Genomic DNA, 17344 nt, shown 5'->3' with positions numbered 1-17344 from the left:
AAAAATGAAAGCGCCGAACCTGATTATGCATCGTCAACAACCAATCATCTTTACTTGTAAAAGAGGATACTTATGAAACTCAATTTTATTGCCGGCATTTTTGTTACCGTGCTGGCGGGAAGTGCAAGCTTGGCTTTCGCCGGCCTTGTCTCATACTCACCCGGGAGCGGGGTTATCAGTTCGCCCCATAACATGAACCTCTACCTCCCCCTGGCAACCGGCGGAGCCAACAACGGTGACAACCAGCAGCAAGTATGCAAATTCTGCCACACGCCACACAACACTCTCAGCACCGGCCAGGCTTCTTACAGCCCCTTATGGAACCACACGCAGACCACGCAGAACTTCCTCCCCTATGTCGGCATAGAGGAAGGCGACTACATGACAGAGCCCGACTACCTGGATAAGTCCGCGAGCCTACAGGCGGTGATCGATCCGGCGGATATGATGGACGGACCATCCCGGCTCTGCATGAGTTGCCACGACGGTACTACCGCCATAGATTCTTACAGCGGCAAGATGGGGTCGTTCACCCCCACCTCTAACCATGTAGTGCTTGCCCCTGATGGCGCCTTCGGGGGTGCCAACGGCGGAAACCTGATGGACGACCATCCGATCGGTTTCAGTTACGGGAAGGTAGCTGCCCTGGATCCGTATATCCACCAGCCCAACGCCAACATCTCCTGGATTCCGGCCGGTGACAGGAAGTGCACAACCATCAGCGAGCTCTTGTACAAGGGTGACAAGTTGACCTGCGCCTCCTGCCACGATGTCCATAATACCGCAAACGCAACCGCCGCGGCCCCACTCTTGCGCGTAAAATTGGACGGCTCGAAACTTTGCCTGACCTGCCACGACAAATAGCAGCCGGCTTCTTGCTTTCACCGGCCAATGGGCAGGCGCAGCCTGCCCATTGGCCCCCCTGAAGGCTCTAATAACGACACAGGTTCGCCGGAGAATCGGAGCAGGAAACTTTATTCGGAGATTAATAACCATGCACCCCCATCGCCCTAACGCCGTCGGAAAACCAACCTTCAAGCCTTTTCTTCTCTTATTGCTGCTCCCCTTCTGGCTCACCGGCTGTGCCCTGAACAAACCCGCAAAGGAAACGGTTTATTTCCCCCCAGCCCCGAACCCGCCCCACTTACAGTACCTTACCAGCATATCCAGCGCCGCTGATGTAAAACCTGCGCTGCTGCCATTTCTCCCGAATACAGCCGAACCGGGGGAAACGCTCTCAAAACCTTACGGCATCGCCGTCAGGGGGAGCAAAATATACGTTTCCGATACCCCTTTTGCGCAGCTGTCCGCCATTGACTTTGAACAGAAAACATATGCCCTGTTCAGGCAGGATGCCATGCAAACACCGATCAACATAGCACTTGACCAGGAGGGGAACATCTATGTGGCTGATACCGGCAAGAAAGCGGTCTTGCAGTTCACGCCGGAAGGGGATTTGCAAAGAACCCTTGCCAGGGAGATCACGAAACCAACGGATGTGGCAATCTATGGCGACGAAATATTCGTCGTCGATTACAGCAGCAGTGAAGTGAAGGTACTGGACAGGAAGAGCGGAAACCTGATCAGGAGCATCGGCAGGGAGGGCAAACCGGATGAAACATTGTCCCTGCCGACCAACCTTGCCCTGGACAAAAACGGTTTCGTCTACGTAACCAACCTGGGACACAACCGGATAATCAAGATGGACCGGACGGGCAAGGTGATGAAGGCCTTTGGTGAGACGGGGGACCGGCCGGGACAGTTTGCCAGACCCAAAGGGATTGCGGTGGACGATGATGGATTGATCTACGTGGTCGACGCCGGCCATCAGGTTGTCCAGATTTTCAATCAGGATGCCCAACTGCTCATGTTCTTCGGCGAACGGGGATCAAAGGCGGGAACCTTGAATCTCCCCGCCGATATAGCCATCAGCCGCGACAACCTTGAATACTTTCGACGGTTTGCCGACCCCGCCTTTGAGGTGGAGCAACTGATATTCGTCACCAACCAGGCAGGACCAAGAAAGATAAGCGTTTACGGCTTCGGCCACCAAAAGGTCTCCGCTCAGCAGAACAACACAACCCCGCCACTCGGTAACAACGCACCTCTCCAGGCCGTAGCTGCCGGCAAATAACGTCGCCCCGGATTTGCGGGGCAAATGCCCCACAGCTGCGCACTATCCCCCTGCTTTTTGAAAAAATGCGTCATCCACCCCCTATGCAACCTCACCATTCAACCAATAAGCCCCTCTGAAAATTTGCCGAAAACCGCTCACAAGATGGATGCGCATCAATTCCATTAACTCAATATATTATTATGCAAATAAAGGCATATTTAATGCTACCTAATAAAACGTTTCCATTCCCGACCCGTTTGGCTTTGCAAAAGAACTGCCCCAATCCACTGCATCCCCCAGTGCAGGAGGAAATTTACGGGGGTGGAAAAGCGCGGATCTCACAGACCGTGAAAAAAACTCAAAAACGAAAGGAATAGTCATGAACAAGCGTTTTAAAGACTCGTTGCCGATGATGGCCACGGTCGGTGCGCTCTTGACCGGTTTCGGGCTGTCGTTGGGCACAAGCTTCGCAGCCCATCCGCCGATCGAGCTCAAGACCTACGACGAGGTAGCCATCCAGTATGGTGTACCTTACACTGTCGATGCAAGCGGCAACAAGGTCCCCATGGGACCGATGCCGGTAATGGTCGGAGGCAATCCGCAAAACCCGATGGAGGGCTTCCCTTACAGCCCCAAGGCAACCTGCGGTTCCTGCCACAACGGCTCGACAATCGCACCATCCACTGGTAAAGCACTGAAAAGTTACGATGCGCTGGCCGACCACGCCTTCCATTCGGCTCTCGGAGCCAATGAATGGAACGATTCGCCCACCGGCGGCTTTGACACCACAGTCAACCGCCAGAAACCCTGGACCCAGACCAAAGCCATGTGGGGCAAGTGGTGAAGCCCCTCTCTTCGCCAGGTGGCGAATTTAATGAAACAACCAGGTGGTTCCGATTTAACCTATCCAACTACAGATAAATTTCTTTTTGGTGATGTAGCAGGCAGCAAGTATACCAAGGTCGACCTTTCCGTATGGGACATGGCGACCAACTGCGGCAGCTGCCACGTAGGCGGCGCCCTGGTGGAAAAGGACCGCAACGGCTTCAGGCTTTCTCAACGGGCGTTGTCCGACCAAACGATTACCCCTTATATGAACACCGTTGCCGAAGCATGGGACGCAAAAACAGGCAGCCCGCTAAGCAATGTGATCCGTGCACCCTGGAGCTATCCCGGCACAACCGACAGGAAGGCGCCGGCCCTTGGCGGCGGTAACGCGATGATTGCTCCCAACGGCTGGGGAAGTGTCGCCATGAACCAGGATGGGACGGCAAATACGCCCCCTTACATTCAGAACGGGCAGCTGATGATGCCGAACGTACGGGAGATGGACTGTCTTTTCTGCCACTTCCAGGGTTACAACAACCTGATGAGTTCAGTTTTTGCGCAGATGGGCATTCTCAATGCAGCGCCAATGGCCGGAGCAGGCCTCATGGACCTCATGCCCGGCAGCCCGACCCAGGGTGGTTACAACGCCGCCATGATCGAACTTGGGCCAAAAGATGCCAACGGCATGCAGGCAGTCAGTCTGAAGCAATCGCTGGTTGACAACATCAAGCGTCTGCCACCCAGCGCCAACTGTCAGCAGTGTCATAGCCCGAACACTCTCAAGGATCTGCCGGAAATGATGACCGGGTTCCTCTCTTCGGCGCCGATGATCCTGAACACCAATGTAAACAATCCGATGGTAGGCCCGACCGGGCTGGTAATGCCGGCCTACGATTTTAATGCGCCGTGGATGCCATCTCCCGATAAATACCCCGGCTCCCCCAATTCGCCATTGATCGACGCGACCAACCTCTACAGTTACATGGTCCGCGGCATCCTTGCCGCCCAGGGGTCAACCGTCTACAACAGGCTGACCGTCAACGGCATGACCTCCTTCGGTGGTGACAATAAAGGTGCCAGCGGCCCGATCTACTATGAGGCACCGGTTACGGAAATCGGCCTTACCGCCGATTTCACGGGACAGCAGAACCAGAACGTACTGAAGAAATCCACCGTACCCTTCCCTCGTGCCGACTGGTTCAAGCGTGGCGATGCCTGGCAGAATGGCCAGGAGATTCATGGCAGCCTTGGCTGCGCAGGCTGTCACATGGACACCAACAGTTCCAATCCCGACAAGAATCAGTGTGATCCCGGCCGCGGTTTCGACGGCTCAGGCACCATAGCAGACGGCTCGCAGATCGGCACCAAGGTCGACAGCCGCAATACCGTCAAACGCTGTGAAAGCTGTCATCTCTCCGGCAGCAACCCCGACGGCAATCCGATAGATGTCATGGGGGCCCCGGACCCCACAGCAGCACATCAGAGAGCAGGCCTCACCGCCATGATCAACAGGGCCATGGGCCCGGATGGCAGCGGCGGCCAGAAACTCATCCCCGGCAACCATCTTGATGTCATTGACTGCACCGTCTGTCACGTGCAGAAAAAGAGCATGGCAGTCCGCGCACTTGACTGCACCAGCGGCAACCGTTACCCGACCATGGTTGGCTTCGATTACAGCAAGGGTATGATGGGCATGTTCGAAGACCCGGCGCCGGACGCTGCCAACGAAGGTGCCAGACAGCAATATAACTTCATGAACCAGACCATCAACCAGAACTGCGGCTATACCTCTGCCAGCCAGGGCCCCGGAACCATCTGTGCCGCAACCAATCAACCAGGCCCTGGCTACCAGGCCGAAATTCCATACGGCACCCAGCTTATCGGCGGTGCACTCCAGGAATGGCTGCCGCTGAAAACCTGGTCGAAGGTCGGCAACGGCTTGAAGACCAGCCCGAACTTCAGGCGTAAAATTTACCTGACCAACACTATCGTCTCGGCGCTCTTCAACAACGACTACGGCACAACTGTCGACGCCAACGGTGATGGTGTCAATGGGCAGATTCTGGCAGTCGGTGATCTCAATTCGACCCAGGGCTTTGGCGAACCGATCTTTGACCCGTGGATTCAGCGCGACCTCAAGGCGGGCATTAACTTCGCCCCCGGCGGCTTCGCCCCGATCCCGGTTGGGTTCGGCGGTCCCGGAGACGGTGTTGCCGGATCAACTGCACAGGGAGGTAGGTACCAGAGCGCCTACAACATGGATGGCAGCTTCACCGGCGCCTGGAAATACGTTGGCGTTTACGGCGGCAATACCATCTTCACCACCCCTGACGAAATCAGGGAGTACAAAAATTACAGAACCCGGATCAAGGACATGCCGGGACAGAGCGGCAAATCCTGGGACGGCACCGAGCTTGGCTATATCGGCGGCCTGTACCAGGTGACCCACGGCGTCAAACCAATCAGTCAGTATGTCCTGGGTAAGCCGCGTGCCTTCGACGCGACAGGCAAGGTAACAACATTCGGTTGCAACGACTGCCACGCAACGGCTAAAAACTTCTTCGACGGCGGCTTTAACATGACCGGTACCGCAATACCCGCCGATGCTACCTGGACACCGGCCCCCGGCATTATTCCCGCGAGCGCCTCAACCATGATGGAGAGACCTGCCGTATTCATTCCGACCATCAAGGCCTACAAGGGTGATCTTCGCACTGGTACCGAACTCTTCAACAAGCTCGGCCAGCCGAGGAGTGTTCCTTTCGAGGAAGAAGTAGTTGAGAATAGCGTAGTTTACACACAGACTAAAGATCTGAGCCGCGGGGAAGCTCTCTATCCTGATCCCGACGGTTACTTCAGGGCTGACGGCACGGCTCCGGGGGGTACGGGAACAGCAGGCTCCTACAAGCGGAGCGAGTGGATCAGCTATCTGCTCAGCATCGACAACAACGCCGCTGCCGCCGGCATCGGCGTAGACCCGGTCGCCCAGTTCGCCGCCAGCTTCCCGGACGCCGACCCGAACACCTCCGGCTACCAGCTGGTAGTCAACACACCCTACACCCTGGCGGCGGATACCAGCGTCAACACAAACGGCTCGTTCACCTACAGCCTCTCCTTTACCGACGGCACCACTGTCAGCGGGCCATCCGTCAGCAAGACCTTCTCCACCATCGGCACCTCATCAGTCACCCTCAAGGTGACCGATGAGGAAGGGAAGACGGCAACCGTATCCAGGGCCATCAACGTGGTCAACCCGCCGGTTGTCGGGGGGATGACCATCGGTCCGACCACGGCCAAAAGAGGGATCTCCACCAGCTACACCTTCGGCAACCTGAAGGACCACGACTCCCTGCGGATCATCTGGGCCGACGGGACTTCGACCACCCTGCCGCACGTGGGTGCCGCCGGCAGTTCGGCCACTACCAGCCATATTTATGCCACTACCGGCACGAAGAAACTGACAGTGCTCGTCTACAAGAACGGGGTGCAGGTGGACAGCAAGTACAACTACGTCACCGTAACCCTGTAGCAAAGTAACGAAAGGAAGTGTCAACGCAGCAAAAAGCCCGGGGAGAGATCCCCGGGCTTTTAATTTTACTATTCCCATCTTTGATATCATGGCAGTCAATGGGGGAAAATCCCCAACACGACGACTCTCTTTACCCTTCTGCGTCATATCCCCCACAGTTCACAATTTCAATGCCGTTATGAAAAAGCCACACTATCCTATCTTTGATGCAAAATATTGTTTTTTCCCTTCGTCTACCCCTCAAGCTGCTCCGGAAATCCAGTAAACATAAATTTATAAGTTTTATTCATGACGGTATGCAAAACAATACGACACATTAGTCGAGGTTCAGGATTAATTCGTGCTTGGCAATAACAAGCGTTTCGTTTTCCCGTTTGCAAGAGGTTTTGAAGTTTCGTCCTGAATGCTTCCGGGCGGCCTGTCCCCCCAGACAGCAAAACCTCGCGAAGAAAAAATTCCAAAGGAGGATCGAGGAAAAGATAAACCCACCGCATCAGAGGCGATATTGACAACAACCTCCACCAGCGGAAGCAAGCAAGGCTTTCCCATGGTGGCATCCAATTCAGGAGGAGAGACACCGACATGACAAGAATATCAGCCTATGGCCGATTGAAGCTTGGCCTGATTTCCAGCGCAGTTCTTCTAATTGCTGGAACAGCAGTGGCTTACAATCCGGCCCACGACAACATACTGCTCCGTGATGCAGGCCCGGCCGGCGGAAACCCGATCACCCCCGGCAGCACCAAGGCTTTCAGCATGAAGAACACCTGTGGCGCCTGCCATAATGGTTCAACCATTGCCCCCTCGTCCGGCAAAGCTCTGCTAAGCTATGACCAGATCGAGCGGCACAGCTATCACGCCCAACTGGCCTCAAACGAACAACGGGGGTGGAACAACTGGAACCCCGATTCCGGGGATCCCGTCGTCAGTGGCGCTGGTCCCCAGGGCAAAAACTGGGTCCAGGGCCCCGGCCATGTGGGGGCGTGGTGACCACCCTCCGCTCGCCAGTTGGCGAGATTATTCAAAGATGGTGCAGGAACGACCTACGATGGAACTGCGGCAAAATTCAAGAATAACCCCTTTACAACGTTCAGCCCCTATGATTACGGCACCACATACGGTGATGCTTCATTTCCCACCAGTGCGGCCCTACTTCCCGGCCTTACTGCGCAACAGCTGTTCAAGGCCAGGGTCGACAACTCCATGGCCGGCTCCATGCGGGATTGCGCTGAATGCCATGTGGGTGGCGGCGCCAATGAGTACGTTCCCGGCAAAAGTCCGGAAGTGCGGACCTCTTTGCGTGATTATTTCTTCGGGAGTGCTGTAACCGCTTTCAACTACTTCATCGATGTTTACGGCAGCCGCGGTGACGGCTTCAATACGGACGGCACCCCAGCCAGCTATGCGGCGGTTCAGAACGATTACAGCCAGACCGGCGTCCTTGAAATGGATTGCCTGATGTGCCACCTGAAGGATTATTCCTGGGAAGAGCGCAAAAAAGCGGTTCGTACCGGCAAATTCGATGCTTCACGAACAACCGGCGCGCTGCTCGGTGCTGCAAGTCCGACAGATGGCGTCAATGTTACCTACGACCCGTTGAAAGTCGTGCCGACCGGGGACAACTCCGCCCTCAAGCTGGCCGGCACGGTCGCCGGCAACATTCTGGCCACTCCCGATTCCAACAATTGCGTCGGCTGCCACATGGCTGAACATGCCGTTGACTGGAAAAAGAGGGGTGACACCTGGTCCGGTACCGCCGAAGTCCATTACAGCATGGGCTGTATGGGATGCCACAAACGCAAGGACGCTGATTTCTCCAAAGTAGGGACTTCCGGCTTCACGGGCCTCAAGGGTACCTACGGCTTTAACAACATCAGCTCGGCCAGCCCCGGCGACGATTCGAAAAAACTCGGCCAGTGCGATCCAGCCAAGGGTAACGGCGCCTACGAATCCCTCTGGAATGCAACGGACAACACCACCAAGAACTGCAGCGGCTGTCATATCTATGGTGGGGATTTCGATCCGGCAACCCAGAGCGTCATCTCCTACGAGACCCACGGTGCACCGAATCCCACGGCTGCACATCAGGCGAAAGGTCTGACCGCAAAGATTGTCCAGCAGGGGGGGACCATGAACGGCACGGCCAACGTCGGCCATCTCGACCTGATCGCCTGTGAAGCCTGCCATTCACGAAAACTGGGGAACTTCACCGGCGGAGCCATGGTTGACGGCACCGGCAACGATGCCGAAGGACGGCTTGCCGATCATGAGAACGAGAATGTAACCCGCCAGAACATGACCAATAATAACTTCATGGCCTGGCAAGGAAACAAACTGACGGCTGCCAATCTCTCCACATCACTCTTCTGGCGAGACAAAAATGATGTCAATTTTGACGCCAACAACGACGGCAGAGCCGGTGGGATGGATTCCCTCCTGCAAACCCACGTGGCAAACATCAACAAGGCTAATACCTATTCATTACGGCCCGGTCAACAACTGGTTGCGCTTACCCAGCTTGGTACCGTCACTGCAGCAGATATCAGCGACCACATCAACGCCATTGACCGTGATCTTGAATACCAGCTTGGCCTTAAATCGACACCGGGTTCCACAGGCAATAATACCAAGACCCATGTAACCAAGCTCTCTTTCATGGGGGTTACGTTCAAAACGAACCATGACATCTCCCCAGCCGACTCTGCCTGGGGATCAGGCGGCTGCGGCGACTGCCACAAAGGGTCCACCAGCGCCAGTTCTGCGGGAACCATCGGCGACACCACTGCAGGCGGCTTCTATAACGGCAAGTTCGTTGTCAAAGGGGATACCCTGAATATGTCCTGGACCGGCGGCGGCGCACAGGTTACCCCGTTCGCCTCGGTCAACGCCTCCACCCAGCCCTCGGATTTCCATCCCGGAGTCAAGGAAAGAAGCGGTGTTCGCTCGCTTGCAGTTCAATTCGCCTCCAACGCGACCACAATCCGCGACATCGATCGCAGCGAAGGGCTGTATGAAAACGCCTTCAAGGCCCGTAATACTGCCTTTAACACCAGTATCAGCGGGACTGCCATCACGTTCCCGGCAGCAACAAGCACCACTACCACCAGCCAGGGGTGGCTGCTCAAGATTGAAGCCACCAACAACTCCGGCGTAACGGTCGTAACCCGAACGAAACAGGTGTCGGCCCTTGTCACCGATATGGCCGGTCTCCTCACTAACCTCGGCGCTGCATTCACCGGAACCTGGGACGGCACCTCTTACAGCGGAGGACAGCCGGAATTCGGCATCAGGGCCAACGGCAGCGGGCTCCTCATCGAAGGGCGCAACGGCTACAGCGTCCGCATCCATCCTCAGAGCGATGCCGGACCACTCGGGCTGGCCGGATCTCTATGGATTGACAAGCAGTACAAAGGAATAACCACAGACCAGACCGGCGCAGCCGTGGCAACCAGTGACCGGAAGGCATGGGTTGCCTATCTGAACAGCTTTGCCGACCCGGCACAACAGGCAAAAACAGGTTTCGGAGTTGATCCCGTCGCCCAGTTTCCTGCCGGCTTCCCCGATGCCGACCCCAATACCGCTGGGTATCAGCTGGTGGTCAACACCCCTTATACCCTGTCCGCCGATACCGGGGTCAACAGCAACGGCTTCTTTACCTACAGCCTCTCCTTTACCGACGGCACCACTGCCGGCGGACCATCCGCCAGCAAGACCTTCTCCACCCTCGGCACCTACGCCGTCACCCTCAAGGTGACCGATGAGGAAGGGAAAACGGCAACAGTATCCAGGACACTCAACGTGGTTAACCCGCCCGTTGTCGGGATGACCATCGGTCCGACCACTGCCAGAAGAGGGATTTCAAGCACCTACACCTTCGGCAACCTGAAGGACCACGACTCCCTGCGGATCATCTGGGCCGACGGGACTTCGACCACCCTGCCGCACGTGGGCGCCGCCGGCAGTTCGGCCACTGCCAATCATATTTATGCCACAACCGGCACGAAAAAGCTGACGGTGCTCGTCTACAAAAACGGAGTGCAGGTGGACAGCAAGTACAACTACATCACCGTAACCCTGTAGCAAAGTAACGAAAGGAAGTGCCAGCGCAGCAAAAAGCCCGGGGAGAGATCCCCGGGCTTTTTTATGGAGCAGTTGGACTGTACGGTTTCAATTATCATAGTCGACAATTCTGGTTTGAATCCCCCTCTTCTTCCACCGAAACCGATGGGAACGTGGTAAAAATGCAATCCATAAAATTCTGAAGAACTTTATCCGGAGTTCTTTTTTTGTTTAGAGCAACAGTGCGAAAGCGATTATGGGTAAAACCAGGCAGTCGATGCTCAAGGAGCGAACCTTCCTCAAGTTGTTTTTTCACGAGGCTTCTGGATACAAACGCGATACCTCCCCCGCCAATGACGGTATCGATAGTCAAACGTAAGTCGTCATAGATGATCATCCTCTTGAAATCTTTCAGACTTCTCCCTATAGCAGTCATGTTCAGCTCGAGCAGTTTCCTGGAACTGCAACCGACTTTGCGGGCTATCAAGCGGTGATGCAACAGATGGTCGATATCCACGTCCATTGATGGTAGTTGCAAGCCGGGCGAACTGATAAAAACCAGCTCGTCGCGGGGTAGTTGAAACGTCTTGAACTCTGAAAGTTCCAGTGCCTCACAGTGTTCAATAACCCCCACGTCGAACTCGTTTTCATGCAAACCCTTTATTGCCTGTTCAGGGGTATAAAACATGAATTTCAGGTCAACGATGTCCGCATTTTGCAAAATGAACCTGTTCAACACGTTGGGGAGATAGACGATGCCGAAGGTTGGTGTACAGCAGAGAGAAAGGCGTGGTTTACCCTCCATGTGCTTCAGTTCGTTGCTGAGCTCAGATTCAATACGCAGTATCTCTTCTGCTTTTGCCAGAACCACCCTGCCTGCTTCCGTGGCAACCAGAACCGGACCAGATCGATCCAGTAACTGGTAACCATAGCGATCCTCCAGAAACTTGATCCGCTGCGAGACGGCAGATTGCGTTATGTTCAGTACCGTTGCCGCCTTGGAAAAGCTTCCTGAATCAACCGCCACAACAAGAGTCTTCAAATAGAGCGTTTCCATTCCGTTATCCCTATGTTTTTGTTTTGCCCATTAGCATTGCTAATAGATTGAGCGAAATGATTAGTTTTTACTATTAAAGCAATCTTCGCGACTTTGCAAGCAGTTAAAGAGTTCCTTTTGATATTCGAACATCGGGAGAAGAGGGAATCAGGTTTTATTTGTCGCTGACCGATAAGAAATACGAATAAGGCAAATGAAAGGAGAAGATACGACAGCAAAAAGCCCGGGGAGAGATCCCCGGGCTTTTTTGATTCTTTAATTAATGAACTGTACCATACATGATTGCTGCCCAGCTTGAAGGCTTAAGTCAATACGACACTGGCCTCACGTCTCACTTGTTTCACCGCACCAGTTTCGACAGCTTCTTGAATTCGTCGGTACCGGCGACCTTGAGCAACTGGAACAATGCCGCCTCGGTAGAGGTTATCACCGCCCCTGCCGCCGCAGCGGCATTCACCCCTACCTGCCAGTTTTCCTTCTTACGGCTCATCACCGCATCGTTCACCAAATGAACAACATAATCCGCATCAAGCAGCTCGATAACCGTTTGCAAGATGCAGACATGGGTCTCCATACCGGTGATGATGATCTGCTTGCGCCCCAGTTTCTTCAAAGCGGCGGTAAAGTTGTCATCCCCGCAGCAGCTGAAGGTCATTTTTTCCAGCGCCGGAGAGCAAAGCTTCCCCTTCAACTCCGGCAGGGTTTCACCCAGTCCCTTTACATACTGCTCGGTGGCCAGGACGGGAATTCCCAGCTCAACCGCAGCTTCCTGGAGAACGGAGACGTTGGCAGTGAGCTTCGCCAGTACCTTCTCGTCCATGGCCCTGCACAGTTTTTCCTGCACATCGATTACCATCAGTACTGCGTTGTTCCTGTCCAGAAAAAACTTGTCCTTCACACCCATTGTATCCCCCTTTATTTGGGATCAGGGAACGGGGATCGGGGATCAGTAAAATCTAATTTCCCAGTTCCCAGTTCCCAGTTCCCAGTTCCCAGTTCCCAGTTCCCAGTTCCCAGTTCCCAGTTCCCAGTTCCCAGTTCCCAGTTCCCAGTTCCCAGTTCCCAGTTCCCAGTTCCCAGTTCCCAGTTCCCAGTTCCCAGTTCCCAGTTCCCAGTTCCCAGTTCCCAGTTCCCAGTTCCCAGTTCCCAGTTCCCAGTTCCCAGCTTCTAATCCCTCTTCACCTCTATCCCCAGCTCGGTTATCTTCTTCCGCAGGGTGTTCCGGTTAATGCCGAGGATGTCGGCTGCCCGCACCTGGTTCCCCCTGGTCTTCTCCAGGACGAAGCGGATCAGCGGCCGCTCCACCTGTTCCAACACCATGGTGTAGACGTCGCCGCTCTCCATCTTCTCCATGTTGGTGAATGATCCGCGCAGCTTGATGTCGACAATCCCTTCCAGAGAGAGCTCCTCGCTCTGAACCAGTTCGCCACCCTTCTGGACGCGCAGTCCGGGAAAGTCGGCAATGGTCAGGAGCGGGTCCGACGAGAGGATGACCGCCCGCTTGAGAGTATTCTCCAGTTCTCTGACATTGCCCGGCCAGGTGTAGCCGGTAAGGAGGCGGAGCGCGTCGGAAGAGCACCGCTTGACCGGCACCTCCAGCTCCGCACAGATCTTCGCCAGGAAATACTCCACAAGAAGCGGAATATCTTCGTTCCGCTCCCGAAGCGGGACCAGTTGCAACGGGATTACATTGAGCCGATAATAGAGATCTTCGCGGAACGCCTTGCGCCGCACACTCTCTTCCAGGTCCTGGTTGGTTGCAGCAACAATGCGCACATCAACGTTAATGCTCTGGTTACCGCCGGTCCTCGTCACCTCTTTCTCCTGGAGGACCCGGAGGATCTTCGCCTGGAGGTCGATGGGCATGTCACCGATCTCGTCGAGGAAAATGGTGCCGCCGTTGGCCTGCTCGAACTTGCCGAGCTTTCGCTCCGTAGCGCCGGTGAACGCCCCCTTTTCAAAACCGAACAGCTCGCTCTCCAGGAGCTCCTTGGGAATTGCCGCACAGTTAAGGGCGATGAACGGTTTTCCGAGCCGCTTCGAATTGAAGTGGATGGCCCGGGCGATCAGCTCCTTGCCGGTACCCGACTCCCCCTGAACAAGGACAGTGACGTCGCTGGGGGCCACCTTGCCGATGGTCTTGTAGATCTCCCGCATGGCCGGAGAATTGCCGATAATGGTCTTTTCCAGCTGGTAGCGGTCCTTCAGCTCTTCCTTGAGAAGGGTCACCTGGGAGGTCACCTCCCTCGCCCTGTTTACCTTTTCGATAATGGCGTCGATCACATCCAGGTCGAACGGTTTGGTCAGGTAATCGTAGGCCCCCCGTTTCATGGCTTCCACGGCGTTCTTCATGCTCGCCTCGGCAGTCATGATCACCACGAGGAGGTCGCTCTTAAGCTCCCGCACCCGATCCAACAGCTCCAGGCCGGACAAGCCGGGCATCTTGATGTCGAGGATCGCCAGATCATAAGTGTTTGTCTTGATGTACCTGAGCGCCTCGTCGCCGTCCCGGGCAAGATCGACACTAAAACCCTTTTTTTTCAGGGCCTTGGAAAGGACCCAACGCATGCTCTCTTCATCATCGGCGACAAGAATGTTATTGATGGACATGTTTACCTCTGTTTTACGTTCGACGTTCGACGTTCGACGTTCGATGTTCGATGTTCCGTAGTTCCGGGGTTTTAACGTAGAACGTAGAACTTCGAACGTAGAACTTTCTTTATTGTATGAGCGGCAGCATCACCGTAAATGTCGTTCCCTTTGTGGGTTCGGAATCGACCCTGATCATCCCCCGATGTTCAGCGACGATCTTGTGGCAAATGGCCAGACCTAGCCCCGTGCCTTTTGCCTTGGTGGTATAAAACGGGGTGAAGAGATGCTCCAGCTGTTCCTTCAGGATGCCCGGACCGTCGTCGCTCACCTCGATGGCAACCATGCGCGAACGCCCCTCCCCCTTCTGGGTCATGCTGTAGTCGGCCAGGACCCGGCTACTGACCTTGATCAACCCGACAGCCCCTACCGCTTCCACGGCGTTCTTGATCAGATTGAGGAAGAGCTGGGTCAGGAGCGCCTCATCGGCCAGTATCGGCGGGATGCTCGGGTCGAAATGCTGCTGGAAGGTCACCCTCCGGTCGTCGACCGTCCGCTTTTGCAGGAGGATGATATCACCGAGGATCTTGTGCAGATTCACCTTGGTCAGATCCAGCTTCCGCGGCGAGGCCAGCTCCAGGAGCTCTTCGACGATCCGGTTGACCCGCTGCACCTCCTTGAGCATGACGCGGGTACAGTCACGCAGTTCGGCGTTGTCCGGCAGCTCCATCTCCAGGAGCTGGGCCGCCCCCTTGATCCCCCCCAGCGGGTTCTTGATCTCGTGAGCCAGCCCCGCAGCCAGCGCCCCCAGCGTGGAAAGACGGTCTGCCTGGCGGACCGCCTCCTCCAGTTCCCGGATATTGGTGAGATCGCGCAGGATCAGGATCGTGCCGATCCTTTCGCCGTTGGCCATGAGCAGCGGCGACGTGGTGGCGCTGATCGGGATGAGTCGGCCGGTCATCTTCAGGACGATGTTTTCATGGTCGGAGATGGTCATGCCGGTTGCCGCAGTTTTATTGACCATTTCCAGCAGGATATCCTCACCCTTGAACAGGGCGGAAAAGTGGGCGCCCTTGGCCTGGCGCCGGGAAATGCCGGCGATTTCCTCCGCCGCAGGATTCAGGAGCGTTATAACCCCCTGGATATCAAGGACTATCACACCGTCACCGACGCTGTCGATGATGTTGGCGTAATATTCCTGCAAGTGTTCAGTGGTCACGAACCACCTCCGAAAAAAAACCCCGCACCATCGCGATGAGCGGCTCTTTGCCGTCTATCCGGTTAATCATGTTGCGGAACTGGGCCACTCCCGGCACCCCCTTGGCATACCAGGAGAGGTGTTTGCGCATCTCCCGCAGAGCGGTATGCTCACCAAAGGTTTCAATGAATAGATCCAGGTGCCGCATGGCTGCTGCAAGCTTTTCGCCGACAGCCGGCGGGATCGGTTCCTCTCCCCGCAACAGGGCAAGCGCCTCTCTGAATATCCAGGGGTTACCCAGCCCGCCTCGGGCAATCATCACCCCGTCGCAACCGGTTTGTGCCAGCATGGCAGTCACATCGGCTGCGCTGAAAATGTCGCCGCTGCCGATCACCGGGATGGAAAGGGCTCCCTTCAGCTCGGTTATCCTCGACCAGTCGGCATGACCTTCGAACATCTGTGCGCGGCTGCGGGGATGGAGGGTCACGGCATCAACACCTTCAGCCTCGGCGATGCGACCGATCTCGAGAAAGCTCTGCTCTTCGACCACCCAGCCGGTACGGATCTTGATGGTCAAAGGGAGGGATGTGGCCTTGCGCACGGCCTTGAGAATCAAAGCCACCTTGGCCGGCTCACGCAGAAGCGCGCTTCCTGCTCCACTCCCGACCACCTTGCGTACCGGACAACCCATGTTGATGTCGATCAGCTCGCCGTAAGGTTCTACGAGCCGGGCCCCTTCGGCCAGCAGGTCAGGATCGTCGCCGAAGATCTGAATTCCCAACGGCCGGTCTTCTTGGTCCCTGCGCAACAGATCGAAGGTCTTTTTCCCTTCCCGGACAAGGCCGTTAACGCTCACCATCTCGGTAAAGGTCAAAGCTGCTCCGCATTCCCTCGCGAGAACGCGCATCGGCAAATTCGTCAGTCCGGCCATGGGAGCGAGAATCAGGTTATTATCCAGCTGTAAAGAGCCTATAGTGAGGGTTTTACGCATAACACCACTTAAAAAGGGGCTAAAAATTAGCCCCCCTTGCCTATTTTTTGGGCATTTTAACACAGAGGGAGGAAAAGGCAAGGGATTTTTAACTGCGTCACAGACAACGGTCGATGCCGGATAGCCCTTCCAGCGCCCCGCAGGCGAGGGAAAGGTGCGGCGAAGTGATATGCGGTTCGCGGGGATTGATGCGGATTACGGTGGCAAGCGGTTGCCTGCCGAGCCGTTCGCTCAGACTGCGGATGGTGGGAATGGTGGTGCCGGCCCCCGCTTCAATCACCACGAGCGGCGCCTGGCGCACTGAATCGAGGAATTTGTCAAAGCATCCCTCCTGGCGGTCCGTGCGGGCGCTTATCCAGCCGTAATCGCCGAACATGAGGATATTTGGGCGGGCTACCGCTTTGCACCGGATACAGCGGGGAATGGCGCGTGCCCTCATAGTAGAGGCATCTACCGGGATGACTTCGTTATTGTCCCAGATCTGCATGGAGCAGGGGGTGGTGCACTGGAGATGGTGGATGGAACCGTGCACCTCCAGCATCCGCTCCCCGCTGAAGCCGGCCTTCTGGAACTGGCCGTCCACATTGGAAGTAACGACGAAGTGATCGAGGCGGAAGCGCTCGATCCAGGAAAGGAGCAAAGAGAAGCCGGCATGGGGGATGGTTTCCCGGTAGAGATTGGTGCGATGTCCGTAGAAGCCCCAGCCGAAACCGGGATCACGCTCGAAATGTTCGGGATTGGCAGCCCCGACAAAGCTGATGCCAAGCCGCTCATACATGGGATAAGCCTGCCAGAACCCCTTCTCGCCGCGAAAATCGGGGAGCCCGGAATCCACCCCCATCCCGGCGCCGGCGGTTATGACAAGTGCTCCGGCGTTTCTCACCGCATAAGCGGCCTTGCCGCAGGTTTCCTCAAATTCCATGTCCACTCCTCACCATCGACCATCGACCACCGACCACCGACCACCGACCACCGAC

General features: G+C 55.9%; 12 protein-coding genes. 6 read left to right on the top strand and 6 right to left on the bottom strand.

Going from position 1 to position 17344, the window contains the following annotated elements; translation table 11 throughout:
• Positions 1-72 precede the first annotated feature (72 nt).
• The 6 genes from GURA_RS04670 to GURA_RS04645 all read left to right on the top strand — a co-directional run bounded on the left by GURA_RS04670 (position 73) and on the right by GURA_RS04645 (position 10553).
• The gene (locus GURA_RS04670; protein WP_011937854.1) at positions 73-864 is read left to right on the top strand and encodes a cytochrome c3 family protein; all 792 of its coding nucleotides are present in this window, start codon (positions 73-75) and stop codon (positions 862-864) included.
• A 130-nt stretch (positions 865-994) separates the two neighbouring features.
• Complete coding sequence (locus GURA_RS04665; RefSeq protein WP_011937853.1) at positions 995-2134, top strand: SMP-30/gluconolactonase/LRE family protein; 1140 nt, start codon at positions 995-997, stop codon at positions 2132-2134.
• 361 nt (positions 2135-2495) lie between these two features.
• Entirely contained in the window at positions 2496-2960 is a 465-nt protein-coding gene (locus GURA_RS04660; RefSeq protein WP_011937852.1) for a hypothetical protein, read from the top strand.
• Between the two features lie 30 nt (positions 2961-2990).
• On the top strand, positions 2991-6473 hold the full coding sequence (locus tag GURA_RS04655) for a PKD domain-containing protein (RefSeq protein WP_011937851.1): 3483 nt from the start codon (positions 2991-2993) through the stop codon (positions 6471-6473).
• Positions 6474-7055: 582 nt separating this feature from the next.
• A complete protein-coding gene (locus GURA_RS04650; protein ID WP_011937850.1) occupies positions 7056-7463 on the top strand; it encodes a hypothetical protein in 408 nt (135 codons plus the stop codon).
• A gap of 18 nt (positions 7464-7481) precedes the next feature.
• Positions 7482-10553, top strand: coding sequence for a PKD domain-containing protein (locus GURA_RS04645; RefSeq protein WP_011937849.1), 3072 nt, complete (start codon positions 7482-7484; stop codon positions 10551-10553).
• A 94-nt stretch (positions 10554-10647) separates the two neighbouring features.
• Here the strand turns inward: GURA_RS04645 and GURA_RS04640 are convergent, their stop codons facing one another.
• The 6 genes from GURA_RS04640 to GURA_RS04615 all read right to left on the bottom strand — a co-directional run bounded on the left by GURA_RS04640 (position 10648) and on the right by GURA_RS04615 (position 17289).
• Positions 10648-11589, bottom strand: coding sequence for a LysR family transcriptional regulator (locus GURA_RS04640; RefSeq protein ID WP_011937848.1), 942 nt, complete (start codon positions 11587-11589; stop codon positions 10648-10650).
• 340 nt (positions 11590-11929) lie between these two features.
• Positions 11930-12493: an isochorismatase family protein gene (locus GURA_RS04635; protein ID WP_011937847.1), complete on the bottom strand. Its 564-nt coding sequence runs from the start codon at positions 12491-12493 to the stop codon at positions 11930-11932.
• 263 nt (positions 12494-12756) lie between these two features.
• Entirely contained in the window at positions 12757-14199 is a 1443-nt protein-coding gene (locus GURA_RS04630; RefSeq protein WP_011937846.1) for a sigma-54-dependent transcriptional regulator, read from the bottom strand.
• Between the two features lie 109 nt (positions 14200-14308).
• The gene (locus GURA_RS04625; protein ID WP_011937845.1) at positions 14309-15397 is read right to left on the bottom strand and encodes a two-component system sensor histidine kinase NtrB; all 1089 of its coding nucleotides are present in this window, start codon (positions 15395-15397) and stop codon (positions 14309-14311) included.
• A complete protein-coding gene (dusB, locus tag GURA_RS04620) occupies positions 15387-16367 on the bottom strand; it encodes a tRNA dihydrouridine synthase DusB (RefSeq protein ID WP_041245272.1) in 981 nt (326 codons plus the stop codon). The genes GURA_RS04625 and dusB overlap by 11 nt, the downstream gene beginning before the upstream one ends.
• Before the next feature lie 97 nt (positions 16368-16464).
• Positions 16465-17289: an SIR2 family NAD-dependent protein deacylase gene (locus tag GURA_RS04615; protein WP_011937843.1), complete on the bottom strand. Its 825-nt coding sequence runs from the start codon at positions 17287-17289 to the stop codon at positions 16465-16467.
• Positions 17290-17344 lie beyond the last annotated feature (55 nt).

It is taken from the genome of Geotalea uraniireducens Rf4 (assembly GCF_000016745.1).
Classification (GTDB): domain Bacteria; phylum Desulfobacterota; class Desulfuromonadia; order Geobacterales; family Geobacteraceae; genus Geotalea; species Geotalea uraniireducens.
This window is presented reverse-complemented; position numbering and strand designations above follow the sequence as displayed.

What these genes read in the sequence shown, in the direction of transcription:
- GURA_RS04670 (WP_011937854.1), top strand. Translation starts at nt 73, where the DNA reads ATGAAACTCAATTTTATTGCCGGCATTTTTGTTACCGTGCTGGCGGGA.
- GURA_RS04665 (WP_011937853.1), top strand. Translation starts at nt 995, where the DNA reads ATGCACCCCCATCGCCCTAACGCCGTCGGAAAACCAACCTTCAAGCCT.
- GURA_RS04660 (WP_011937852.1), top strand. Translation starts at nt 2,496, where the DNA reads ATGAACAAGCGTTTTAAAGACTCGTTGCCGATGATGGCCACGGTCGGT.
- GURA_RS04655 (WP_011937851.1), top strand. Translation starts at nt 2,991, where the DNA reads ATGAAACAACCAGGTGGTTCCGATTTAACCTATCCAACTACAGATAAA.
- GURA_RS04650 (WP_011937850.1), top strand. Translation starts at nt 7,056, where the DNA reads ATGACAAGAATATCAGCCTATGGCCGATTGAAGCTTGGCCTGATTTCC.
- GURA_RS04640 (WP_011937848.1), bottom strand. Translation starts at nt 11,589, where the DNA reads ATGGAAACGCTCTATTTGAAGACTCTTGTTGTGGCGGTTGATTCAGGA.
- GURA_RS04635 (WP_011937847.1), bottom strand. Translation starts at nt 12,493, where the DNA reads ATGGGTGTGAAGGACAAGTTTTTTCTGGACAGGAACAACGCAGTACTG.
- GURA_RS04630 (WP_011937846.1), bottom strand. Translation starts at nt 14,199, where the DNA reads ATGTCCATCAATAACATTCTTGTCGCCGATGATGAAGAGAGCATGCGT.
- dusB (WP_041245272.1), bottom strand. Translation starts at nt 16,367, where the DNA reads ATGCGTAAAACCCTCACTATAGGCTCTTTACAGCTGGATAATAACCTG.
- GURA_RS04615 (WP_011937843.1), bottom strand. Translation starts at nt 17,289, where the DNA reads ATGGAATTTGAGGAAACCTGCGGCAAGGCCGCTTATGCGGTGAGAAAC.